Consider the following 23,229-nt stretch of genomic DNA (forward strand, 5'->3'; position numbering starts at 1 on the left):
ACCGTGGACAATGCGCAGCGATCGGGATGCCCGATCAATCTGACCCTGGAAATGCTTGGCGACCGCTGGAGCCTGATTGTCATTCGCGACCTGATGTTTGGCAACCGGCGGCATTTTCGCGACCTTCTCACCCATTCGGAAGAGGGGATTGCTTCGAATATCCTCGCCGACCGGCTGAAGCGGCTGACCGAGAGCGGACTGCTGTCGCGCCGCGACGATCCCAGCCACAAGCAGAAGGGCATTTACAGCCTGACCGAACCGTCGATCCAGCTGGTGCCGCTTCTGGCGCAGATGGGCGCCTGGGGCAGGCGGCATACGCGGGCATCCGAGGAACTCTCGATCCGCGCCGAGTTGCTGGAAGAGGGCGGACCGGCGATGTGGACCGATTTCATGGCGGAATTGCGCAGCCTGCATCTGGGCGCGCCTGCGCCTGAGCGTTCGGTGTTTGCGGAGCTGCGGGCGGCTTATCTGGCGGTGGTGGCGCGGAATGCGGCGGAGTGATTGTGGTGGTGGGACTGACCGTTGCGGGGGTGGCCCCTCACCCTAGCCCTCTCCCCGCCTGCGGGGAGAGGGGACGACGGAGTTTGCGGCTTGCGAAGACAGAGTTTGCTTCTTGCGGTAAATCTGAGAGACGGCGTTTAACGTTTGGGGGAAGAGTTTGCCGCAAGTTCCTTCTCCCCGTTTACGGGGAGAAGGTGCCCGATAGGGCGGATGAGGGGCTCTTACCAAGCCCCCACAGCTTCCCGGCTCCGGTCAATACACTTCCGGCACATACATTTCCGGCGGGACCGGATGGCGGGTGTAGTCGTCGTGGCGGACGCGTTCGGGCAGGACGAGTTCGGGTTTCGGCACGTCCTCGTACGGAATCTGCGCCAGCAGATGGGCAATGCAGTTAAGCCTGGCCTTCTTCTTATCCACCGCCTGGACGACCCACCACGGGGCTTCCTCGATATGGGTTTTCGCCAGCATCTCTTCCTTGGCCTTGGTATAGTCCTCCCAGTGGATGCGGCTTTCCATGTCCATCGGCGACAGCTTCCACTGTTTGAGAGGATCATGGATGCGCATCTGGAAGCGGAATTCCTGTTCCTCGTTGGTGATCGAGAACCAGTATTTGATCAGGATAATGCCGGAGCGCACCAGCATGCGCTCGAATTCCGGGACGGTGCGGAAGAACTCGTCGAGCTCTTCGGGCGTGCAGAAGCACATGACGCGCTCGACGCCGGCGCGGTTGTACCAGGAGCGGTCGAACAGCACCATTTCGCCTGCAGTCGGCAGCTGCGAGACGTAGCGCTGGAAATACCATTGGTTCTTCTCGCGCTCGGTCGGTGCGGGCAGGGCAACGACGCGGCAGACGCGCGGATTGAGCCGCTGGGTGACGCGCTTGATGGCGCCGCCCTTGCCGGCGCTGTCGCGGCCTTCGAACAGGACAACGACCTTAAGCTTCTTGTATTGCACCCAGTCCTGCAGGCGCACCAGTTCGTGCTGCAGCCGGAACAGTTCGCGGAAATAGATCTTGCGTTCCAGCGACGGTTCGGCAGGCCCCGACATGCCCTCTGCAACCAGCTCGTCGAGCCGGTCTTCTTCCATCTGCATTTCCAGCTCCTCGTCGAAGCTGTCGGCAATTTCCGCCTTGATGCGGTCGAGTTGGTCGATCATTGGTCACATCCCCGTTGGTCGCGGGCACAGGAGCAGGGTTTGATGACAGGTATGTGACAGGCGGTTGTGGCGGTTGCGAACTAAAGTTCTTTTTGAGCTGACAAAGGATGCGGCGTGAAGGGTTTTTCACATTATTCGTGCCTATCCCATATTTGGGTCAATATTTTAATTGACCCAAATATGGTTACATTTTACATTTGACCCTATTATGGGTCACGTTTCGAAAAATTTCGCTGTCCTGATGGGAGATCTCGTTCAGAGTGAGAGAAACGCCTCTACGGAACAGCTTCACGTGCGATTTAACGCCGCAATAGAGCGGCAGAATAGTCTGCATGGGGAGGCATTGGCATCCCCCCTTACGATCACGCTTGGAGACGAATTTCAGGGACTTGTCACATCGCTTTTGAAGGCCGCAGAAATCGCTCGGGAAATCAGGTACGACCTGATGAGCGACGGAATTGACTGCCGCTTCGCCATAGGCGTTGCAACCTTGAAGACACCGCTCAATACCCAGCGCGCTTGGAATATGATGGGGCCCGGTCTTGCGAGTACACGCATACGTCTCAACGAGAAGCGCTCGGATACTTTCTATCGCTTCGACATTCCTGAACACCCTGCGCTGGAAACGTTGCTGGAGGCCAGCGGTGCAAGCCTCACTGCAATCGAGCGCAATTGGACTGACACCCAACGCCGCGACATCCAGGCCTTGTTACAAGGCGCTAGTCCCAACGAACTTGCCAAACGCCGCAACGTCTCGGTACACACAATTTATAAGGTAAGGAATTCCGGCAATTTCGATCTCTATCTGCTTCACTGGAAGGCGGTCCAACAGGCGCTAGCCGGCTTGGATCACTCTTTCGCCATCAAGAGAGCGACATAATGGTCCATGCGATCGCGTACACGGTTCTTGCGATTTTCATGTTAACTTGGGGCGGTAATTGGATTTGCCGCAAGATTTTCAAGCTTACCGGACTAACAGATGCGACCTTGGAGACGCCGGGACCCAGCCATAGCGCAGGCCGGGTGATCGGGATCCTGGAACGCCTGATTTTGGCCGTGGGAATTGTTGTGCATAGCTGGGAAATCCTGGCCGCTGTTATTGCGCTCAAGACCGTTGCCAGATTCCAGAAAATGGATCAGCGCGAGTTTGCCGAATATTTTCTGGTCGGCTCGCTCTTCAGCATCCTGTGGGCATTGGTGGTAACCAGTGCATGGTCTGCATACGATCATCGTTTTGGCATCAACATTCGTGAACAGGTTGTCGTGGTGCTTGGTCTTGAGCCAACTTTACCCGCCAACTGAGATGTCAATCTCGGCAAAATAATCCGTGGCACCTCATCAGCGCCTAGTGAATATTCGGCTATGAAAAGTGAAACTGCCAACGTAAGCGGCGGGCCATGAGAGCGCTTCATCTTTAAACGGACGCGGTTCTGTTGGCTTAAAACGGCCGTGCCACAAGAAGGATAGTGCAGAGCCCTGCCGATTGATCGGGCCAACCATCCGGCACAGTGGGCCGCCTTTTTCAGTCAAACCGAAATTCCTTCCGGTAGAATGCTTCCGTTTAAAGACGAAACGCTCAAAAGGCCCGCCGGTGATGGCGGGCCGTTCGGGTTAAATCGGAGGTTCTGATAGAGCCTCAGGCTGCTGCGAGCGCCTTTTCGATGTCCTGGATCGAGTGGCCCGTCAGGTCCTTGTCCAGTTCGCCGATCAGGATGTCGGAGAGCGACTTGTGGTAGCTCTTGCGCATCTCGCCGAGGGTGCGGGGTGCAGCGATAATAACCAGGCTCTTGATCTTGCCGTCGAGCACCTGCTTGTTCAGCATGCTGGCGACGCCGTTGCCGAAGCCGTCTTCTTCCTGCTGGCTGTCATCCGGGTTGGCGGCGCTGCTGGAATGGCGGCCGCCGGAGGAGATTTTCGAGGCGTCGATATCTTCCGCAGGCATTGCCTTCAGCTTCACATTGGCCGCATCGCCCTCGTTTTGAAACAGGCTCAGTTTTTCGCCATCGGCTACGGCAATGATCGTGTTCTGGGGAAGGTTCATATCTGGTCTCCATGCTGTGCAATGCGTGTTCCACCGGTGGGTGGCAATGCTTGTTTCTAAGCTGGAATAACCCGCCTGGCCGGGGATCGTTCCATGACGCCCTGACTGCGGTCCAAAAGCGCCATGCGCCGCCATTGCACGCCGCCCCCAATTTCGCTAAGAGACCGCAACTTTTAAAAATCGCGCCCGCGCGCGACGCAATTTTCGACCGGTAGAGGCACATGGCACGCATCGTGATGAAATTCGGCGGCACGTCCGTCGCGGATATGGATCGCATCAGGAATGTGGCCCGCCATGTGAAACGTGAAGTCGATGCCGGCCACGAGGTTGCGGTGGTGGTGTCGGCCATGTCCGGCAAGACCAACGAGCTGGTTGCCTGGACGCGCGATGCCTCGCCGATGCACGATGCCCGCGAATATGACGCCGTGGTCGCCTCGGGCGAGCAGGTGACCTCGGGTCTGCTGGCACTGGCGCTGCAGAATATCGGCATCAATGCCCGCTCCTGGCAGGGCTGGCAGATCCCGATCCGGACCGATAACGCCCATGGTGCGGCGCGCATTCTGGAAATCGACGGCGCGGAACTGATCCGCCGCTTCGGCGAGGGCCAAGTGGCCGTCATTGCCGGCTTCCAGGGCCTTGGACCCGACAACCGGATCGCCACGCTGGGGCGCGGTGGCTCCGACACGTCGGCGGTGGCGATTGCCGCTGCGGTCAAGGCCGACCGTTGCGATATCTATACCGATGTCGATGGCGTCTACACAACCGATCCGCGCATCGAGCCGAAGGCCAAGCGGCTGAAGAAGATTGCGTTTGAGGAAATGCTGGAAATGGCATCGCTCGGCGCCAAGGTCCTGCAGGTTCGCTCGGTCGAGCTTGCCATGGTATTCAAGGTTCGCACCTTCGTGCGCTCCAGTTTCGTAGACCCCGACGCGCCGGGCATGGGCGATTTTCTGAACCCGCCCGGTACGCTGATTTGTGATGAGGATGAGATTTTGGAACAGGAAGTCGTCACCGGCATCGCCTATGCCAAGGATGAAGCGCAGATTTCGCTGCGGCGCGTGGCCGACCGGCCAGGCGTTTCGGCGGCGATCTTCGGACCTCTGGCCGAGGCCCATATCAATGTCGATATGATCGTCCAGAACATTTCCGAAGACGGTTCCAAGACCGATATGACGTTTACGGTGCCCTCCACCGACGTCGACAAGGCGCTGAAGGTTTTGAACGACGCCAAGGCCCAGGTCGGCTTCGACGTCATCCAGAACGAATCAGGCCTCGTCAAAGTCTCGGTCATCGGCATCGGCATGCGCAGCCATGCGGGCGTCGCTGCGTCCGCTTTCCGCGCACTTGCCGAAAAAGGCATCAATATCAAGGCAATCACCACCTCGGAAATCAAGATTTCCATCCTGATCGATGGTGCTTATGCCGAATTGGCCGTTCGCACTTTGCATTCCGTCTACGGTCTGGATAAGAGTTAAGACAGGCAGCGGCGAAGACGGTTTGGCACCAGTGTGCCGGAACAAATTGCCGCCTGCAGTTGTTGACTTTTATTTCGGAGACGTTGCGCGATGAGAGACCTCTCTGCAGGTCCACGCGTCCTGCTCAAGCGGTTGCGCGAACTGATGGCGGAACCGCTCGAGCCGCAGGATCGCCTTGACCAGATTGTTCGCCAGATTGCGCAGAACATGGTCGCAGAAGTGTGTTCGGTCTACGTGCTGCGCTCCGACGGCGTGCTCGAACTCTATGCCACGGAAGGCCTCAACAAGGACGCCGTGCATCTGGCGCAATTGAAGATGGGGCAGGGCCTCGTCGGCACGATCGCGGCATCCGCCCGTCCGCTCAATCTTTCGGACGCGCAGGCGCATCCGGCCTTTACCTACCTTCCGGAAACCGGCGAAGAAATCTATCACTCGTTCCTCGGCGTGCCGATCCTGCGCACCGGCCGCTCTCTCGGCGTTCTCGTCGTGCAGAACAAGGCAAGCCGCACCTATCGCGACGACGAAGTCGAGGCGATGGAAACGACGGCGATGGTGCTGGCCGAGATGGTGGCGACCGGCGAGCTGAAGAAGCTCACGCGTCCGGGGCTGGAACTCGACCTTTCGCGGCCGGTGACGATCGACGGCTCGAGCTTCAACGACGGGATCGGCCTCGGTTATGTCGTGCTGCATGAGCCGCGCATCGTCGTCACCAATCTCCTGAACGACGATACCGACCATGAGCTTGGCCGGCTGGCCGAAGCCTTGGGATCGCTGCGGATCTCGATCGACGACATGCTGTCGCGCCGCGACGTATCCATGGAAGGCGAACACCGCGCGGTTCTGGAAGCCTACCGGATGTTTGCGCATGATCGCGGCTGGGTCAGAAAGCTCGAGGAGGCGATCCGCAACGGCCTGACGGCGGAAGCGGCGGTCGAACGCGTGCAGAGCGAAACCAAGGCAAGGATGATCCGCCTGACGGATCCTTACCTGCGCGAGCGCATGCATGATTTCGACGATCTCGCCAACCGGCTGCTCAGGCAGCTGACCGGCTATGGCGCGAAAATGTCGGCGACGGATTTTCCCAACGACGCGATCGTCGTGGCGCGCGCCATGGGGGCAGCCGAACTGCTCGATTATCCCCGCGAAAATGTGCGCGGCCTGGTGCTCGAAGATGGAGCCGTCACCAGCCATGTGGTGATCGTGGCGCGCGCCATGGGTATTTCGGTGGTGGGCCAGGCGGCGGGTGTGGTGGCGCTGGCTGAAAATGGCGACGCCATCATCGTCGATGGCGACGATGCCAAGGTGCATTTGCGGCCGATGGCCGACCTGCAGCGGGCGTATGAGGAAAAGGTCAGGCTGCGGGCGCGCAAGCAGGAGCAGTTCAAGGCGCTGCGCGGCGTCGAGCCGGTGACGCTGGACGGCAAGCGGATCAAGCTGCAGATGAATGCCGGCCTTCTGGTCGATCTGCCGCAGCTGGCTGAATCCGGCGCCGAGGGCATCGGCCTGTTCCGCACCGAGCTGCAGTTCATGATCGCATCGACCATGCCGAAAATGGAAGAGCAGGAGCTGTTCTACCGCAACGTCATGAAACAGGCGGCAGGCAAGCCGGTGACGTTCCGTACGCTCGATATCGGCGGCGACAAGGTCGTGCCCTATTTCCGCGCGGCGGAAGAGGAAAACCCGGCGCTCGGCTGGCGGGCGATCCGCCTGTCGCTTGACCGTCCCGGCCTTTTGCGCACGCAATTGCGCGCCATGCTTAGGGCGTCTGCGGGCCAGGAACTGCGCATCATGCTGCCGATGGTGACGGAGGTCTCCGAGCTGCGCACGGTGCGCGAGCTGCTGCAGAAGGAAATCCAGCGGCAGTCGAAGATCGGCGAGCAATTGCCGCGCAAGCTGCAATTCGGCGCCATGCTGGAAGTGCCGGCACTGTTGTGGCAGCTGGACGAGCTGATGGACGAGGTGGATTTCGTCTCGGTCGGCTCCAACGACCTGTTCCAGTTCTCGATGGCGGTCGATCGCGGCAATGCGCGGGTGTCCGACCGGTTCGACGTGCTCGGCCGGCCGTTCCTGCGCATCCTGCGCGACATCGTGCGGGCGGGGGAACGCAACGACACCTCGGTGACGCTGTGCGGCGAGATGGCCAGCAAGCCGCTCTCGGCAATGGCGCTGCTCGGCATCGGCTACCGCTCCGTCTCGATGTCGCCGACGGCGGTCGGGCCGGTCAAGGCGATGCTCCTGGCCCTCGACATCGACAAGCTCTCGGCCATGCTGCACGCGGCGCTGGACGACAAGCGCGACCACACGCCGGTGCGCGATCTTCTGGTGGAGTTTGCGGCGCAGACTGGGGTTCCGTTGTAGGGCCGCATTGGCCGCACCCACCCCCCTCTGTCGGCGACGCCGACATCTCCCCCGCAAGGGGGGAGATTGGCCGCTGGCATTGTGCATCCCTGACTTTGATGTAGATAGGGAAAAGAATGATCTCCCCCCTTGAGGGGGAGATGTCACATTCGTGACAGAGGGGGGTAAGCCTCCACGAATTCAGACAGAATAATGGACGGACGCGCGAAGCAGCTGTCCCCACGGAGTACACATTGGCAACCTTACCTGTTGAAAAGATGCGCGAGCTGGAGCGGCGGTTTTCCGAGATCGAGGCGCGGATGGCCGAGGGGCCGGCGGCGGATGTTTATGTGAAGCTGGCGTCGGAATATTCCGAGCTGCAGCCGGTGGTGACGAAAATCCGGCTGTACGAGAAGGCGCAGGCCGAGCTTGCCGACGTCAACACGCTTTTGACTGCGAGGGATACCGACCGCGAGATGCGCGATCTCGCCGAGATGGAAAAGCCTGACATTGAGGAGCGGATCGAAAACCTCGAGCAGGAGATGCAGATCCTGCTCCTGCCGAAGGACGCGGCCGACGAGAAGAGTGCGATCCTGGAAATCCGCGCCGGGACCGGCGGATCGGAAGCGGCACTGTTTGCCGGCGATCTCTTCCGGATGTATGAGCGCTATGCTGCGGGCAAGGGCTGGAAGGTCGAGGTGCTTTCGGCCAGCGACGGCGATGCCGGGGGTTTCAAGGAAATCATTGCGACCGTGACCGGGCGCGGCGTGTTTTCCAAGCTGAAATTCGAATCCGGCGTGCACCGGGTGCAGCGCGTGCCCGACACGGAAACGCAAGGGCGTATCCATACCTCTGCTGCGACCGTCGCGGTTTTGCCGGAGGCCGAGGATATCGACATCGAGATCCGTCAGGAAGATATCCGGATCGACACGATGCGCTCGTCGGGCGCCGGCGGCCAGCATGTCAACACGACGGATTCGGCTGTGCGCATTACCCATATGCCATCCGGTATCGTCGTCACGTCATCGGAAAAATCGCAGCACCAGAACCGCGCCAAGGCCATGCAGGTGCTGCGTTCGCGGCTCTACGACATGGAGCGGCAAAAGGCCGACAGCGAACGCTCGGCCTCGCGCAAGAGCCAGGTCGGGTCGGGCGACCGCTCCGAGCGCATCCGCACCTATAATTTCCCGCAGGGGCGCGTGACAGACCACCGCATCAACCTGACGCTCTACAAGATCGACCGGATGATGATGGGCGAAATCGACGAAGTGGTGGATGCGCTTCTGGCCGATTACCAGGCCGATCAGCTGGCGCAGCTGGGCGAGGTCAAGGGATGACCGATACGCTCGACAGCCTGTTTGCCGAGGCGCGGTCGCGGTTTCTGCGGGCGCATATCGGCGAGGCGGCGCTCGACGCGCGGGTGCTGATTTCCGGCCTGCTCGACCTGCCGGCCGTGGCCTTCATGACGCGCGGCGAAGAGATCGTGTCGCCGAAGGATGCGCAGCGCATTCGCGATGCCATCGAGCGGCGGGCAGCGCACGAGCCGGTTCACCGCATTCTCGGGAGCCGCGAATTCTATGGCCTGACGCTCTGCATGTCGCCTGACACGCTGGAGCCACGCCCGGATTCGGAAATGATCGTTGAGGGGCTTGTTCCTTTCGCTCAGCGGTTTGTGGAGCAGAAGGGGTCCTGCCATCTGATCGATCTGGGCACCGGCACGGGGGCGATCTGCCTGGCGCTGCTGAGCGCCGTGCCGCAGGCAACAGGCGTCGGGTCCGATCTTTCTACAGGCGCCGTTGCAATGGCGAGGGCCAATGCCGAACGCAACGGCTTGAGTGAGCGCTTTGCCGGCGTTGAAAGCGACTGGTTTTCGACGATTGCCGGCAAGTTCGACATCATCGTGTCAAATCCACCCTATATACGCACCAGCGTGGTGGCATCGCTGGCGCCCGAAGTGCGCGATCATGATCCGGCGCTGGCACTTGACGGCGGCGCCGATGGTCTGGATGCCTATCGCACCATTGCCGCCCATGCTGCGCGCCATCTGGCTGAGGACGGCATTGTCGGGGTGGAAATCGGCTACGACCAGTTGCAGGTGGTCGGTCAGATTTTCGAGGAGGAGGGCTTTAGCGTGATCGACCGGGTGAAGGACCTCGGCGGAAACGACCGCGCCATCCTCTTCACTTTCGGGCGGTAACCCCTGTAAACCGGCGGTTATTGCGATGTTCTTTTTCGAAACCGTGAAGAAAAGGCTTGGAATCGCACAGGAAGCGGGCTAGGTTCCTCTCACGCACTGGGCAGAAGGTCAAAGATCAGAGATTCGTTCCGGTCAGACCTTGCCGCGGGGATTACTCTCAAAAAAGAGTTGCTAGGGTTCGACAGTGCCTGGTGCGGGTACCTGTTAATTTGACTTTAACCAGCGACGGTACCGTCAAAAGGCGGTTGGGTCGCGGCGCGTGTCTGCTTGATGCGGAATCCGTTGAGACGGAATTCCTGGCAAGCCGCGACGCCACAAGATCATCAATATCAAGAGAATCCAGGTGAGTGAACGATGAGGCCAGGACAGCAGAACAAGCGCGGCCGTGGGCGTAACAACAACAATACCAGCAGCAACAACAATGGTGGCGGTGGTAACAACAATAACAATCATAACCGGAAGGGTTCCAACCCGCTGACCCGGACCTATGACAGTTCCGGCCCGGACGTGAAGATCCGCGGCACAGCCCAGCACATTGCCGAGAAATATTCGACGCTCGCGCGCGACGCGCAGAGCTCCGGCGACCGTGTCGTGGCAGAAAACTACCTGCAGCACGCTGAACACTATAACCGCATCATTGCAGCCGCACAGGCGCAGATGCAGGAACGTTTCCAGCGCGACGATCGTGGCGACTATAACGAGCGCAACGAATTCCAGGATCGCGACGGCAACGAGCGCGACGACGATCTGGACCAGAACGACAGCGATGAAAATTCCGTCGGTCAGGACCAGCAGGTCGAGCAGGAGCGCCATCACCAGCAGGCCGAACGCCAGCAGCGGCAGCAACGCCAGCAGCCGGAAGGCGAGCGCCAGCAGCCGCAGGCCGAACAGCAGGACCGCCAGCGCCAGCCCGATCAGGAGCGTCCGCGCCAGGATCGCCAGCAGCGGCAGGACCGCCCGCGCCCGCCGCGTCCCGAACGCAGCGAGCAGCCGCGTTCCGAGCAGGCTCGCCCCGATCTCGCGCCGCAGCCGGTGATCGACGGTTCCGGCCCGCAGCCGGTCATCGAAGGCACGCCGGTCGAGGTTTCGCTGGAGGAGGAGGCACCGACGGGCCGCGCTCCGACACGCCGCCGCACCGCGCCTCGCCCCCGCCGCCAGCCGCGCCGCGGCGAAGCCGGTGGTGACGATGCTGCTGCAGATGCAGGCACCGACGGTGAAAAGGGCGGCGACGCGCCGGCCCTGGAGCCCGTTGCGACGGAATGATCTTTAAACAGCTGCCGGAAGGTGGCTTTTAGACGACTATGTTGAAAAACCCGGCCACTTTGAACACGCCCTCGAAAGTATAACTTTCTATGGTTCGTTCAAAATGGCCGGGTTTTTACGTGTCAGTTTTGTGCGTTTCGGCCTTCGCCCAGCCGGGCGAGACGATTACTTCTTTTTGAAGGCCTTGATCAGATCCGAGGCGGCAAAGTCCTGGGCGCGCCGCGCATCATCAAGCACTGCGTCCATTCCAAAGAATTCGTGCGTGACGCCTTGGTTGTTCATGTAGGTCGTTGCGACGCCTGCCGCCTTCAGCTTTTCGGCCAACATGACGCCATCTGACATCAACGGATCGATTTCGGCTGTGATGACGGTTGCCGGGGGAAGGCCCTTGAGATCCGCTTTGGTCGTCAGATTGAGCTTCGGATCCATCGCATCTTCCGGCTTGGCCAGCACTTTCGAGACGAACCAACCCATGGCGGCCTTGGAAAGCGGCATGGCGTTCTGGTTTGCGATATAGGACGGCGTGTTCATGTCGGTCCCCGTGACCGGATAGACCAACAGCATATGGACAGGCAGTTGCACCTTTTGATCGCGCGCCATGATAGCAACGTTTGCGGCAAGATTGCCTCCCGCACTTTCACCGGCAACGGCGATACGGGCCGGATCACCGCCAAAGCTCGATGCCTTTTCCAGCACCCATTTGTAGGCGGCAAAGGAATCGTCATGGGCGGCGGGGAATTTGTTTTCCGGGGCGTGGCGGTATTCGACGCTGACCACAATTGCTTTCGCCTTGACAGCCAGCGCCAAGGCCGATGATTCATAGGTGTCGATGTTGGCGATGACCCAGCCGCCGCCATGATAATAGACGATGACAGGAAGCGGGTCAGAGCCGGCATCATCCGGCGTATAAATGCGGACCGGCTGCGTGCCGCCGGTGACCGGATAGGTCATATCCTCTTTTTTTACAGCGGGCATGGGCGGGGTCTCGCCCTTGTCTTTCAGGACGGCCTTGACTGCATCGGCAGGGGTCGGCTGGCTGCGGGCCTCCTCGACACTGCGTGACTCGATCGGCTTGATGCCGATATCCTGCATCTTTTTCAGGACCAGCGCCATGTCTTCCTTGTCCGCCCGCTTCATGGTGCCGCTATCCGGCGTTTCGGCAAGCGGGTTGGGCTTTGGCTCTTCCTGTGCCCAGGCGCCGGATGCGGCAAAGAGGCTGACGCCTGCGAGAAGGCGCGCAGCAACGAGTGTGACGTGGATTGAACGTTTCATAGGTGTTCTCCAGATGGAACAGATAAAAATGAGAGACGGCTTAAGCGCCGAGCTCGCCTGAAATGCGCTTGCAAATCGCCACGTGTTCCTTGAACACGGCATTCATCAACATGGCGAGATGGCGGCCTTGCAACTCGGCCTGATCAGTCGCTCCGGCCGAGTTGTGGAGATAGGCGTCGGACAGGTCGCGGAGATATTCGTGGTTGTCGAGTTGCAGAGCGATATAGGCTTTGTCGAACGCATTGCCCTTCGCGGCCGATTTAAGGGCTTCAATTTTTTCTTCGGCAGGGGCGTCCATGGCAGGCCCGGCAGCGCCGATATCCTTGAGGACCATGTTGACCGTTATCGCCTCACCAAGCTCGAAGCCGGCAAATTCATGCGCATTCTTCTGGGTGGCCTTTTCGACGGCAATCTGTGATGTGGCCAACGAAATTTCAGCCCGGCCGATGACGGTCGAGAAAAACTGCCCGGAGGTTTTCAAATCCGTAAAGCTGGTCACCGGCATTGCCGGCGTGGCGGCAAGGGCTGAGCGGGTTTGGGACAGGATAACAGGCGCTGCGCCAACGAAGGCGAGCCCTGCAAGAAGGGAGCGACGATCCATAATGGAGACCTTTTCCGTTGATGGATTGCGTGCGGAAGGCCCGTGCGCAGAACATCGGTTGTTTCGTTTCGAGATATGAAGCGGCTTACAATTTTGTCCGCAACCGACAACCAGTATTTGTTGATTTGGTTCCAGTATTGGAGAGTTTATTTATCGTGCAGTGCTTTCTGCCGAAAAAGTAATTTTAAATCCAAATCGATGAACATTCATGCACCTGAAAGTATATGTCTGATTTTCGGGTTGAATTTATTTGCACTGTAGAAGATCCTGTTTGGATCGCCGCGACCCTGAGAATTGACCCGGATCGGGCTCTTTAATTTCGATTTTGACACACCCATATTCCACTCAAGTTGCCGTGGCCGTATTCTCATGCGGCGGAACGGCGTAAGACCGGCTTGCCTTTTCAGGGAGCCTCATTCCAACTGTCGGCAGTGCCAGGATTGGGCTGACCGATTACCGGAGGTAGACATATGAATATCGAGAAATATTCCGAGCGCGTGCGCGGTTTTCTGCAATCGGCTCAGACCTACGCGCTGGCCCAGGGCCATCCGCAATTCGTTCCTGAACATGTGCTGAAAGTCCTGCTCGACGACGATCAGGGCATGGCGGCGTCGCTGATCGAGCGGGCCGGCGCCAGCGCCAAGGATGCCAAGCTTGCCAATGATGCTGCACTTGCCAAGCTGCCGAAAGTTTCGGGCGGCAATGGCTCGATCTCGCTGTCGCAGCCGCTTGCCAAGGTGTTCACCAAGGCTGAAGAGGCTGCCAAGAAATCGGGCGACAGTTTCGTAACCGTCGAGCGGTTGCTGCAGGCGCTGATCATTGAGACGTCGGCTGCCACATCCGGCATCCTGTCGAAGGCAGGGCTGACGGCGTCCAAGCTTAACCAGGTGATCAACGACATCCGCAAGGGCCGCACCGCCGATGGCGCCAATGCAGAAGCAGGCTTTGACGCGCTGAAGAAATACGCGCGTGATCTGACGGCGGACGCCCGCGATGGCAAGCTCGACCCGGTGATCGGCCGTGACGACGAAATTCGCCGCACCATCCAGGTCCTGTCGCGCCGCACCAAGAATAACCCGGTCCTGATCGGTGAACCCGGCGTCGGCAAGACGGCGATCGCCGAAGGTCTGGCCTTGCGCATTATCAATGGCGACGTGCCGGAAAGCTTGAAAGACAAGAAGCTGATGGCGCTCGACATGGGTGCCTTGATTGCCGGTGCGAAATTTCGCGGGGAATTCGAAGAGCGGCTGAAGGCCATTCTTTCCGAGGTCCAGGCGGAAGCCGGCGAGATCATCCTGTTCATTGACGAGATGCACACGCTGGTGGGGGCAGGCAAGGCGGATGGCGCGATGGATGCGTCCAACCTCTTGAAGCCTGCGCTTGCGCGCGGCGAGTTGCACTGCGTCGGCGCCACCACGCTCGACGAATATCGCAAGCATGTGGAAAAGGATGCGGCGCTTGCCCGCCGGTTCCAGCCTGTGATGGTCAACGAGCCGAATGTCGAGGACACGATCTCGATCCTGCGCGGATTGAAGGAAAAGTACGAACAGCATCACAAGGTGCGGATCTCGGATTCGGCGCTTGTGGCGGCTGCGACCCTGTCCAACCGCTATATTACCGACCGGTTCTTACCCGACAAGGCCATCGACTTGATGGATGAAGCCGCCTCGCGGCTGCGCATGCAGGTGGATTCCAAGCCCGAAGAGCTGGACGAACTCGACCGCCGCATCATGCAGCTGAAGATCGAGCGCGAGGCCTTGAAGAAGGAAACCGACCGCGCCTCGAAGGACCGGCTGGAAAAGCTGGAACTGGACCTGACCGGGTTTGAGGAGCAGGCCGATGCGCTGACCGCGCGCTGGCAGGCGGAAAAATCGAAGCTGGGCCTGGCTGCCGATCTCAAGAAGCAGCTGGAAGAGGCCCGCAACGAACTGGCGGCCGCCCAGCGCAAGGGCGAATTCCAGCGCGCCGGCGAGCTGGCCTATGGGCTGATCCCGAAGCTCGAAAAGGAGCTGGAGGCTTCCGAAAGCCAGGATTCCTCGGCACTCGATCCGATGGTTCAGGAAGTCGTGACGCCCGATAACATAGCCCATGTCGTTTCCCGCTGGACCGGCATTCCGGTGGAAAAGATGCTTGAGGGCCAGCGTGACAAGCTGTTGCGCATGGAAGACGAGCTGTCGCAATGGGTGGTCGGCCAGGGGGATGCGGTTCAGGCTGTTTCGCGCGCGGTTCGCCGTTCGCGGGCAGGCCTGCAGGATCCAAACCGTCCGATCGGTTCGTTTATCTTCTTGGGGCCAACCGGCGTCGGCAAGACGGAGCTGACCAAGGCTTTGGCGCGCTTCCTGTTCGACGACGATACGGCGCTGGTGCGCATGGATATGTCCGAGTATATGGAGAAGCACTCCGTCTCGCGGCTGATCGGTGCACCTCCCGGCTATGTCGGCTATGAGGAAGGCGGGGCGCTGACGGAAGCGGTGCGGCGCAAGCCCTATCAGGTCGTGCTGTTCGACGAGATCGAAAAGGCGCATCCGGATGTGTTCAACGTGCTGTTGCAGGTTCTCGATGACGGCCGCCTGACCGATGGCCAAGGCCGCACCGTGGATTTCCGCAACACGATGATCATCATGACCTCCAATCTCGGGGCGGAATATCTGACCCAGCTGGGCGAGAACGATGACAGCGACATGGTGCGCGATCAGGTGATGGATGTGGTTCGCAGCCATTTCCGGCCGGAATTCCTCAACCGGGTCGATGAGATCATCCTGTTCCACCGCCTGAAGCGCGGCGAAATGGGGGCGATCGTCGATATCCAGCTGGCACGGCTGCGCCAGCTGCTCGCCGACCGCAAGATCACGCTCGAACTCGACGAGGAAGCCCGCGCCTTCCTGGCCGACCGCGGCTACGATCCGGCCTATGGCGCGCGTCCGCTGAAGCGGGCCGTGCAGAAATATGTCCAGGACCCGCTCGCCGAGCAGATCCTCCAGGGCAATTTCCCGGACGGTTCAACGATCAAGGCCTTCGCCGGCTCCGATCGCCTGAACTTCAAGCTGAGGGACGGGACTGAGAAGGCCGCAGCTTAACGCAGAATACAAGAGGCCGTCCTTCGGGGCGGCCTTTTTGGTTTTGGGCGGAGAGGACGGGGAGGGATGATGGGAAAACCGCTCTTGTACGGTGCCAGCTATAGTGTCTATGTGCTCGCATCGAGGCTTGCGTTGCACGAAAAGGGCGTCGATTATGACCTTGTGCCGGTCGATGTCTTTGCTGAGGGCGGACCACCGGCGAGCTATCTTGCCCGGCAGCCGTTCGGCCGTATTCCAGCCTTTGAGCACGACGGATTTCAACTTTACGAAACCGGTGCGATCACCCGGTATATCGACGAGGCCTTCGATGGCCCGCAACTCCAGCCCGCCGATCCGCAGGGACGAGCCCGAGTCAACCAGATTATCAGTATTGCCGATGGCTACATCTATCCGGTTCTTGTCTGGGGCATCTATGTCGAGCAGGTTTCAAAGCCTGCCCGTGGCGAACAGAGCGACATGAAGCGGCTTCAGGCATCCCTGTCCAAAGCGCCAATTATCCTGGATGCGCTTGCCGATCTGATCGGCGACGGCGCATGGCTTGGCGGCGAAAACATCACACTCGCCGATCTGCACGTGGCGCCGATGATCGATTATTTTTCCAGGGCTCCGGAAAGCTTGCCGATGCTTGCCCGCCACGCGCATCTTTCGAAATGGTGGTCGCGGATGCGGGAGCGGGCAAGCATGCGGCGCACGCAGCCGGCGGGGTAGGGGGCAGGCGAGAAAAACGGCGCAAGGACCCATCGGCGCTTTGGCCGTACCACCCGGCATGTCCTAAAGCCGTGGCAGGCGCCGTTTGACGGATGTGCCCTTGATGACGGCGGTGCTGGTGACGGCGTGTTCGGAAAGGGCTTCGAGCACGTCGTCCATTTGTTCGATCGAATTGACGACCAGACGGGCGAGAAAGGGATCGTCGCCCGTGATCTTGTCGCATTCGACAAATCCCGGCTGCTCCTCAATCAGCCGCTCGACGAGATGCAGCTTGCCTGGAAGCGGCCTGATTTTCACCATGGCCCGGATCGGATAACCAATTGCTCGCGTATCGACATCGATGGTGAAGCCGCGAATAACACCAGCGGCTTCGAGTTTGCGAACACGCTCCGACACACTTGGTGCCGACATGCCGACGGTGCGGGCGAGTTCGCTCATCGATAACCGTGCATTGGCATCAAGCGCCGTAAGAATTCGCGCGTCCGTCTCGTCGAGAGACGACTTTCCAAATTGAATGTCTGGTCGGGGTTTTACTTTCGTCATGGAAGGCAGAATACCCCGCGCCCCCTTTTGTTTCCATATAAAACCGCCGGATGATCTTGAATGATGGCCCAATCAGGAGATCAAAATGCTGTTCGGGATCATTGCCGGCCTTGTCACTTGCGCATTGTGGGGCCTCACATTCGTTGCGCCCCGGGCAGTCGAACCGTTGACGGCGTGGGATTTAACGGTGGCAAGGTATGGCGTTTTTGGACTGGCTTGCACTCTGTTGATGCTCGACCGGCGATTTCGTCCGAGCGGCATCGCATCTTTACGTTTGCTCACCGGCCTGCTTCTAGGCGGAGCGGGTTATGTCGGCTATTTTGTCTGCGTCGCATTTGCGGTTCAACTTGCCGGTGCGGCGGTCCCGCCAGTTATCATCGGAACCATGCCAATGTTTCTCGCCATCATCGGCAATCTGCGCGATCGCTCAGTAGCATGGCGGGCGCTTGCCCTTCCTCTTCTGCTGACCGCAGCCGGGGTCGCGATCGTGAATATCGCAGCGCTGCGGGACATCAATGCCGCCGGGATGCCATCGATCGGCCTTGGCATTCTGGCGAGCATGGCCGCGCTGGCGATATGGATTGTCTACGGGCTGGTGAACGCAGCGGTCATGCGGTCGGCCGACGCTCCGGACGGATTGCAGTGGACGGGTTTGCAGGGGATCGGCGCAGCGGTTGGAAGCCTTGCCCTTCTCCCTCTTACCTCGCTGGCAGGGGTAAACACCTTACCGGCGGCCGATCTTTATCGCTTTGCGGCATGGGCCTTGATCATGGGGCTTGCCGGTTCGTGGCTGGCGACGTGGTGCTGGGTTGTCGCTTCCCGCAGGCTGCCGCTTGCCCTTTCCGCCCAGCTTATCGTCGCCGAAACGGTCTTCGGCCTTGCCTATGGTTTCGCGTTTGAGGGACGATGGCCGTCTTTCTTCGAGGCCTTTGGCGCCATCATGCAATTTGCGGGCGTCTGTTCGGCGATCGCTGTGTTTTCGAGGCAGGTTCGGAGCGTTCGCCCGGTCATTGCTGAGCTGCGCTCATAAGAGCATCCGGAAACGGGCGGCTAATTCCCGTCGGCCACGGCGCTTATATCGGCAGTGGCGCGCCATCCCGGCCGCCGTCCAACAGCCGTGCGAGGATGAGCCTTTGAAAACCTCTGGATATGCCGCAACCGATGCGAATGTGCCGTTGCAGCCCTTTTCGTTCGAACGCCGGAATTTGGGGCCCGGTGATGTCGGCATCGATATTCTCTATTGCGGGGTCTGCCACACGGATCTGCACATGGCGCGCAACGATTGGGGTTTTTCCGCCTATCCGCTGGTGCCGGGCCATGAGATCGTCGGGCGGGTTTCTGCGGTCGGCAGCGGCGTTTCGCGTTTCAAGCCGGGCGACAATGTTGCCATCGGCACGATGGTCGACAGTTGCCTGGACTGCGACCAGTGCCGGCGCAACGAAGAACAGATGTGCCGCAACGGCGTGACCATCACCTATAACGGCCAGGACCGGATCAGCGGCGATATCACCTATGGCGGCTATTCGAACTATATCGTCGCGCGCGAGGAATTTGTCCTGCGGGTGCCGGACGGGCTCGACCTTGCGCGGGCGGGACCGCTGCTTTGCGCCGGGATCACCACCTATTCGCCACTGCGCAACTGGAATGTGGGGCCCGGCAGCCGGGTTGGCGTCATCGGACTGGGCGGTCTTGGGCATCTGGCGGTCAAGTTCGCCTCGGCGCTCGGCGCCGAAGTCACCGTACTCACCCGCTCCGAAGGCAAGATCGGCACGGCGCGCGAACTCGGTGCCGATCATGTGGTCCTGTCCACGTCGTCCGAGCAAATGGCAGCGGCGGCCTACTCTTTCAACGTGATTATCGACACCGTGCCTTATGAGCACGATCTTGGCCCCTATATCGACCTGCTCGATGCCGATGGCACGCTGGTCATTGCCGGATCGCTGGTGGATACGCCGGCTTTCAGCAATCTGCGTCTTCTGATGGGACGCCGCAGGATTGCGGGAACGCCGAGCGGGGGATTGAAACAGACCCAGGAAATGCTGGATTTCTGCGCCCGAAAGAACATCTTGCCGGAATGCGAGATGATCGCAATTCAGGATATCGGCACGGCGTTCGAGCGGCTTGAACGCGGCGACGTACGCTACCGGTTCGTCATCGACATGGCGTCGCTTCCGGCCGTTCAGGCCGCCTGAACCGGCGGCTTCAGGCCGCTTGAACCGGCGGCCGGCGATTGTTTGCGCGCAGCGCCTCGACGAAGGCGGCAAGGGCTGGCGGCATTTGCCGCCGGCTCGGATAATAGATGGAATAACCGGCAAACGGCTTGCAGAATTCATCGAGCACCCGGACCAGTCTGCCGCTGCGCAGATGGTCCTCGACGACATCTTCGAACAGATAGACCAGGCCCGTGCCCGACAGGGCTGCTGCCAGCATCATCTCGAGATCGTTGACCACCAGGCTGCCATTGACGCGGACATCGACGTCGCGGCCATCCACTTCGAATTCCCAGGCATAGGACGCACCGGCGGATGACATGTGGTAGTTGACGCAATCGTGGTCGATCAGGTCCTTCAAGGTCAACGGCGGTGGGCGGTGGGCGAAATAGGAGGGTGCAGCAACGATGGCTGCGCGCAATGGCGGGCCGATCGGCACACCGATCATGTCCTTGTCGATCCGCTCGCCAAAGCGGATGCCCGCATCGAAACGCGACGCGACAATATCGTCCAGCCGGTCGGAGATGATCAATTCGACCTTGATATCGGGGTAGTCGCGGTGAAAGCCTGGCAGCATCGGCGCCACCAGCGACAAGGCGGCGTGCTTGCCCGTGGTAATCCGCACCGTGCCCGACGGTTTTTCCCGCCATTCCCCTAGCGCCTGCAATCCCCGGCCGATATCCTCGAGTGCCGGACGCAGAGTCATCAGCAGCCGCTCGCCGGCATCGGTCGTCGAGACGCTGCGGGTGGTGCGGGCCAAAAGGCGCACGCCGAGGCGGTCTTCCAGGAGCCGCATCATATGGCTGAGGCCGGAGGCCGAAATGCCCAGACGGGCGGCCGCCCGGGTGAAACTGCGCTCCTCGGCGACAATGGAAAAGGCGGCGAGGTCATCGAGATCATGGCGTTTCATTCTTGACCGGCCTTCATCAATGGAGCGCGATTATAGCGGCTTTTCTCCATGTATGATGGTTTTGCCGATGCGGCAACGGGGGAGAGCGCCTCACGCGGTCGAGTTTAAAGCGAAGCGGGTAAGGTCGCGCCAAAACGGCGGGGGAGGGGATGTGGCTGTGAGAGGCCCGGAAAGCGTTGGCATTGCAGCAGGCAATCGGCCTAATGCACCGCCGCCACATCCGTGCTGCCGTCCTTTGCCAGCAATTCGTCGATGCGGCCGCGTTCCTTGTCGAACTGGGCGAGCGCCTGGCCGTCGAGCGACTTGCCGCCGGGCAGGCGGATGCGCAAGGGATCGACGCGGTTGCCATTGACGATCAGTTCGTAATGCAGATGCGGTCCGGTCGACAGGCCCGTCGTGCCGACCCAGCCGATCACCTGGCCCTGCACGACTTTCGAGCCGGCGGTGACATTCTTGGCGATCGCGCTCTGGTGATTGTAGGACGAGACATAGCCATTGGCGTGGCGGATCAGCGTCTGGTTGCCGTAGCCGCCGGAATCCCAGCCGGCTTTTTCCACGACACCGTTGCCGGCCGCGATGATCGGCGTGCCGCGCGGGGCCGCCCAGTCAACACCGGTATGCATGCGCGAAAAGCCGAGGATCGGATGGCGGCGCATGCCGAAACCGGAGCGGAACGTGCCGTTCGGAACGGGGTTGCGCAGCAGGAACTGGCGGATACTCTTGCCCTGCTCGTTGTAATAGTCGATCGAATTGTCGTCGGGGTCCTGGAACCGGTAGAAGCGCGTCTCGGCATCGCCGAACTTGGCATTGACATAGAGAAGTTCTGAATCGTCGGTTGCCTTGCCGCTATCGTCGGCAACAGAGAAGAACGCCTCCAGGCGGTCGGTCGGTTTCAGCTGCGCCTGGAAATCCACATTGCTGGCGAGCAGCTTGATGATCTGTGCAATCATCGTCGAATTCATGCCGTAGGAGAGGGCGGCGCGGTAGACGCCATCATAGACGCGCGGCAGGTCGTGGCCGGCGTTGATCGCCGGGGTTCCGTTGTCGTCAAACGCGCTTGCCACGGCTGCCAGTGGCGGCGGTTCGTAGGCCTTGACGAAATTGCCCTTGTCATCGAGCGCCATGGTGAAGACATGGGCGCCGCGCGTATAGACGGTGGCGCGCACGACCTTGGCCTCGTCATTCTCGCCCTTCTGGATGATGCCGATGCGCAGCACGTCGCCGTCCTGCAACTCGGTTGCGCCCAGTGCCGGGCGCAAATAGCCGGCGAGATCCTCGGCCTGGGCCTTGCCATAGCCGGCATTGATCATCACGGCGGCGATCGGTGTGGCGCGTCGCACCGGAATGACGTCGTCGGCATATTCGGTCGTCTGGTCGTTGATCGTCTCCAGGGCTGAAACGGTCATGTTCTCCTCGACCACCCGGGCAGACAGGCCCTGGATCAGATCGAGATCGGAGGCATCCGAGGCAAAGCGGCGCGGATCGACATAAAACAGCGAGGCAAGCTGGGTATTGCCGTCGGTGAGTACCGAACCATTGGTGCGGACGTTTTCCTCGACCTCGTCCATGGACATCGAAGGCGCGAAGGAGAGCGTCGATCCCTTGAGCGGGAAATCCACCGTCTTCAGCGCCACTTCGGATTCGACATCCGAGCCGTAGAGCGTACCGGTGCGGCTCACCGGCGGCGGCGCATCGGCTTCGTCGCTGGAAAAGATCGCCAGCGGATCGAAGGCAGGATATTTTTCGGCCGGCTGGTGGTTTGCGGCCAGCGTCATCTTCACATGCGCGAAGGGCTGGCGGCGCACCACTTCCTTTTCGCCATCATGGGTCATGGTGGAGACTTCCATGATGCTGCGGTCGGACGGCTTGGCGACAATGCTGGGGCTCAAGATCCGGTCGCCGCGCTTGGCAGCGGCCGTCGGCTGCGAGCCGCGCACCGACGGGTCCATGGCGGCATAGGCTTCGGCGGGGATGGCGAGCTGCTGGCGGCCATCAAGAGCTGCAAACAATGCGACGCCCATCAAGAGACTGGAGGTAATGCCGGTCAGAAACGTGCCCGAAAGCCAGCGCAGGGAAATCTCGCGCCGGTCGGGAGCCCTGCGTCCATCCGCAAGGATCGGCGGCTCGTTGCCGAGCGACCGTATCATGGTCTTGTCCGTGATCATGCCAATCGAGCGGGGTCCCTGGTTACGCGCCGTGTCTTATTATGGTCCGGGTATGTTGTGCGAAGATGTGCATCTTTCATGCCTGCAAGTCAAACAGAACGGTCCGGTCAAACAGGCGGCCACCTCTTTATAAGGCGCTCTATAAACACCGGGAAACCCGTCGAAACGCAGTTGCGAGACGCTGTTTAGAGCGCCAATTGTGAAGAAGTGAGGGCGAGATTGTGTTTTCGGTTCTATCCAAAGGCTTATGCCGATTGTCGCACTGCAGCAAAGCCTTACGGCGCAAGGCTTTGTCAAAAAACTGTCATTTTTTTCAAAATTCCTGTTGACTATGAACGGTCAGCGGGCCTATAAACCGCTCACCAACGAGGGCGGCGGCGCTGCTGGCGACCGACGAACTCGCTCTGAAGTTTCTTGCGAAAGTTTGGTGCGTGTTTGGGGTTTCAGGCGGGAACGCTTTGGGCCCTTGGTGGATTGGTTTCGACGGTTTTGACCGTCTGTTTTTTGACAATTGCATAGAGAGAAAGAGAAACGTGGGCGGCGGATGTTCGCGACTGGATTAGGTTCCGGTTTTAAGTCGACAATGGCGGTCACGTTTCTATGAGAAGTTACATCGTTTCTTGTTTTTGGCGCAGATACCTTTCGCCAGTCCTTACGGACTGACGGGACCTGCGCTGGCCAGATAGCGCCGGATGGCGATTTTTGGTTTTACAAGGAATATGTGAAGTTCTCGTCGATTCAGACGTGACCATTAAGCCAAGATAGATTTTCAAC

Annotated in this window: 19 protein-coding genes and 1 rRNA gene (1 of these 20 running past the window's edge); 13 read left to right on the top strand and 7 right to left on the bottom strand. The window is 60.2% G+C overall.

Features of this window, described 5'->3' with window-relative positions; translation table 11 throughout:
- The first annotated feature begins 3 nt into the window (after nucleotides 1–3).
- A complete protein-coding gene (locus PYR65_RS07125; protein ID WP_276120460.1) occupies nucleotides 4–501 on the top strand; it encodes a winged helix-turn-helix transcriptional regulator in 498 nt (165 codons plus the stop codon).
- Nucleotides 502–753: 252 nt separating this feature from the next.
- Here the strand turns inward: PYR65_RS07125 and ppk2 are convergent, their stop codons facing one another.
- The gene (gene ppk2 / locus PYR65_RS07130) at nucleotides 754–1,656 is read right to left on the bottom strand and encodes a polyphosphate kinase 2 (RefSeq protein ID WP_276120461.1); all 903 of its coding nucleotides are present in this window, start codon (nucleotides 1,654–1,656) and stop codon (nucleotides 754–756) included.
- 241 nt (nucleotides 1,657–1,897) lie between these two features.
- Between ppk2 and PYR65_RS07135 the strand changes: the two genes are divergently transcribed.
- On the top strand, nucleotides 1,898–2,536 hold the full coding sequence (locus tag PYR65_RS07135) for a SatD family protein (protein WP_276120991.1): 639 nt from the start codon (nucleotides 1,898–1,900) through the stop codon (nucleotides 2,534–2,536).
- On the top strand, nucleotides 2,536–2,958 hold the full coding sequence (locus PYR65_RS07140) for a hypothetical protein (RefSeq protein WP_276120462.1): 423 nt from the start codon (nucleotides 2,536–2,538) through the stop codon (nucleotides 2,956–2,958). Before PYR65_RS07135 ends, PYR65_RS07140 begins: the two co-directional genes overlap by 1 nt.
- Nucleotides 2,959–3,292: 334 nt before the next feature.
- On the opposite strand, the gene PYR65_RS07145 is transcribed toward PYR65_RS07140, so the two are convergent.
- The gene (locus PYR65_RS07145; RefSeq protein ID WP_060639526.1) at nucleotides 3,293–3,697 is read right to left on the bottom strand and encodes a host attachment family protein; all 405 of its coding nucleotides are present in this window, start codon (nucleotides 3,695–3,697) and stop codon (nucleotides 3,293–3,295) included.
- 221 nt (nucleotides 3,698–3,918) lie between these two features.
- On the opposite strand from PYR65_RS07145, the gene PYR65_RS07150 reads away from it, so the two are divergent.
- The 5 genes from PYR65_RS07150 to PYR65_RS07170 all read left to right on the top strand — a co-directional run bounded on the left by PYR65_RS07150 (nucleotide 3,919) and on the right by PYR65_RS07170 (nucleotide 10,969).
- The gene (locus PYR65_RS07150; protein WP_060639527.1) at nucleotides 3,919–5,172 is read left to right on the top strand and encodes an aspartate kinase; all 1,254 of its coding nucleotides are present in this window, start codon (nucleotides 3,919–3,921) and stop codon (nucleotides 5,170–5,172) included.
- A 90-nt stretch (nucleotides 5,173–5,262) separates the two neighbouring features.
- Entirely contained in the window at nucleotides 5,263–7,530 is a 2,268-nt protein-coding gene (gene ptsP, locus PYR65_RS07155; protein ID WP_060639528.1) for a phosphoenolpyruvate--protein phosphotransferase, read from the top strand.
- A gap of 233 nt (nucleotides 7,531–7,763) precedes the next feature.
- The gene (gene prfA, locus PYR65_RS07160; protein ID WP_276120463.1) at nucleotides 7,764–8,846 is read left to right on the top strand and encodes a peptide chain release factor 1; all 1,083 of its coding nucleotides are present in this window, start codon (nucleotides 7,764–7,766) and stop codon (nucleotides 8,844–8,846) included.
- A complete protein-coding gene (gene prmC, locus PYR65_RS07165; protein WP_276120464.1) occupies nucleotides 8,843–9,706 on the top strand; it encodes a peptide chain release factor N(5)-glutamine methyltransferase in 864 nt (287 codons plus the stop codon). Before prfA ends, prmC begins: the two co-directional genes overlap by 4 nt.
- Before the next feature lie 354 nt (nucleotides 9,707–10,060).
- The gene (locus PYR65_RS07170; protein ID WP_276120465.1) at nucleotides 10,061–10,969 is read left to right on the top strand and encodes a DUF4167 domain-containing protein; all 909 of its coding nucleotides are present in this window, start codon (nucleotides 10,061–10,063) and stop codon (nucleotides 10,967–10,969) included.
- 165 nt (nucleotides 10,970–11,134) lie between these two features.
- On the opposite strand, the gene PYR65_RS07175 is transcribed toward PYR65_RS07170, so the two are convergent.
- Both PYR65_RS07175 and PYR65_RS07180 read right to left on the bottom strand, forming a co-directional pair.
- On the bottom strand, nucleotides 11,135–12,241 hold the full coding sequence (locus tag PYR65_RS07175) for an alpha/beta hydrolase (RefSeq protein WP_276120466.1): 1,107 nt from the start codon (nucleotides 12,239–12,241) through the stop codon (nucleotides 11,135–11,137).
- Nucleotides 12,242–12,281: 40 nt separating this feature from the next.
- Entirely contained in the window at nucleotides 12,282–12,842 is a 561-nt protein-coding gene (locus PYR65_RS07180) for a DUF305 domain-containing protein (RefSeq protein ID WP_276120467.1), read from the bottom strand.
- A 470-nt stretch (nucleotides 12,843–13,312) separates the two neighbouring features.
- On the opposite strand from PYR65_RS07180, the gene clpB reads away from it, so the two are divergent.
- Together clpB and PYR65_RS07190 are read left to right on the top strand one after the other, a co-directional pair.
- Nucleotides 13,313–15,919: an ATP-dependent chaperone ClpB gene (clpB, locus tag PYR65_RS07185; RefSeq protein ID WP_276120468.1), complete on the top strand. Its 2,607-nt coding sequence runs from the start codon at nucleotides 13,313–13,315 to the stop codon at nucleotides 15,917–15,919.
- 66 nt (nucleotides 15,920–15,985) lie between these two features.
- Nucleotides 15,986–16,627, top strand: a complete 642-nt coding sequence (locus PYR65_RS07190; RefSeq protein ID WP_276120469.1) for a glutathione S-transferase family protein — start codon at nucleotides 15,986–15,988, stop codon at nucleotides 16,625–16,627.
- A 63-nt stretch (nucleotides 16,628–16,690) separates the two neighbouring features.
- On the opposite strand, the gene PYR65_RS07195 is transcribed toward PYR65_RS07190, so the two are convergent.
- Nucleotides 16,691–17,170 carry an Lrp/AsnC family transcriptional regulator gene (locus PYR65_RS07195; protein ID WP_276120470.1) on the bottom strand — a complete coding sequence of 160 codons (480 nt, stop codon included), beginning with the start codon at nucleotides 17,168–17,170 and terminating at the stop codon, nucleotides 16,691–16,693.
- 391 nt (nucleotides 17,171–17,561) lie between these two features.
- Between PYR65_RS07195 and PYR65_RS07200 the strand changes: the two genes are divergently transcribed.
- The gene (locus tag PYR65_RS07200; RefSeq protein WP_456238692.1) at nucleotides 17,562–18,200 is read left to right on the top strand and encodes a hypothetical protein; all 639 of its coding nucleotides are present in this window, start codon (nucleotides 17,562–17,564) and stop codon (nucleotides 18,198–18,200) included.
- Nucleotides 18,201–18,303: 103 nt separating this feature from the next.
- Entirely contained in the window at nucleotides 18,304–19,362 is a 1,059-nt protein-coding gene (locus tag PYR65_RS07205) for an NAD(P)-dependent alcohol dehydrogenase (protein ID WP_276120472.1), read from the top strand.
- A gap of 10 nt (nucleotides 19,363–19,372) precedes the next feature.
- On the opposite strand, the gene PYR65_RS07210 is transcribed toward PYR65_RS07205, so the two are convergent.
- Nucleotides 19,373–20,290, bottom strand: a complete 918-nt coding sequence (locus PYR65_RS07210; protein WP_276120473.1) for a LysR family transcriptional regulator — start codon at nucleotides 20,288–20,290, stop codon at nucleotides 19,373–19,375.
- A gap of 200 nt (nucleotides 20,291–20,490) precedes the next feature.
- On the bottom strand, nucleotides 20,491–22,455 hold the full coding sequence (locus tag PYR65_RS07215) for a M23 family metallopeptidase (RefSeq protein WP_060639538.1): 1,965 nt from the start codon (nucleotides 22,453–22,455) through the stop codon (nucleotides 20,491–20,493).
- A gap of 770 nt (nucleotides 22,456–23,225) precedes the next feature.
- Between PYR65_RS07215 and PYR65_RS07220 the strand changes: the two genes are divergently transcribed.
- Nucleotides 23,226–23,229 (top strand): 16S ribosomal RNA (locus PYR65_RS07220); it runs 1,522 nt beyond the window's last position.

This window comes from Pararhizobium qamdonense, from assembly GCF_029277445.1.
Taxonomy (GTDB): domain Bacteria; phylum Pseudomonadota; class Alphaproteobacteria; order Rhizobiales; family Rhizobiaceae; genus Pararhizobium; species Pararhizobium qamdonense.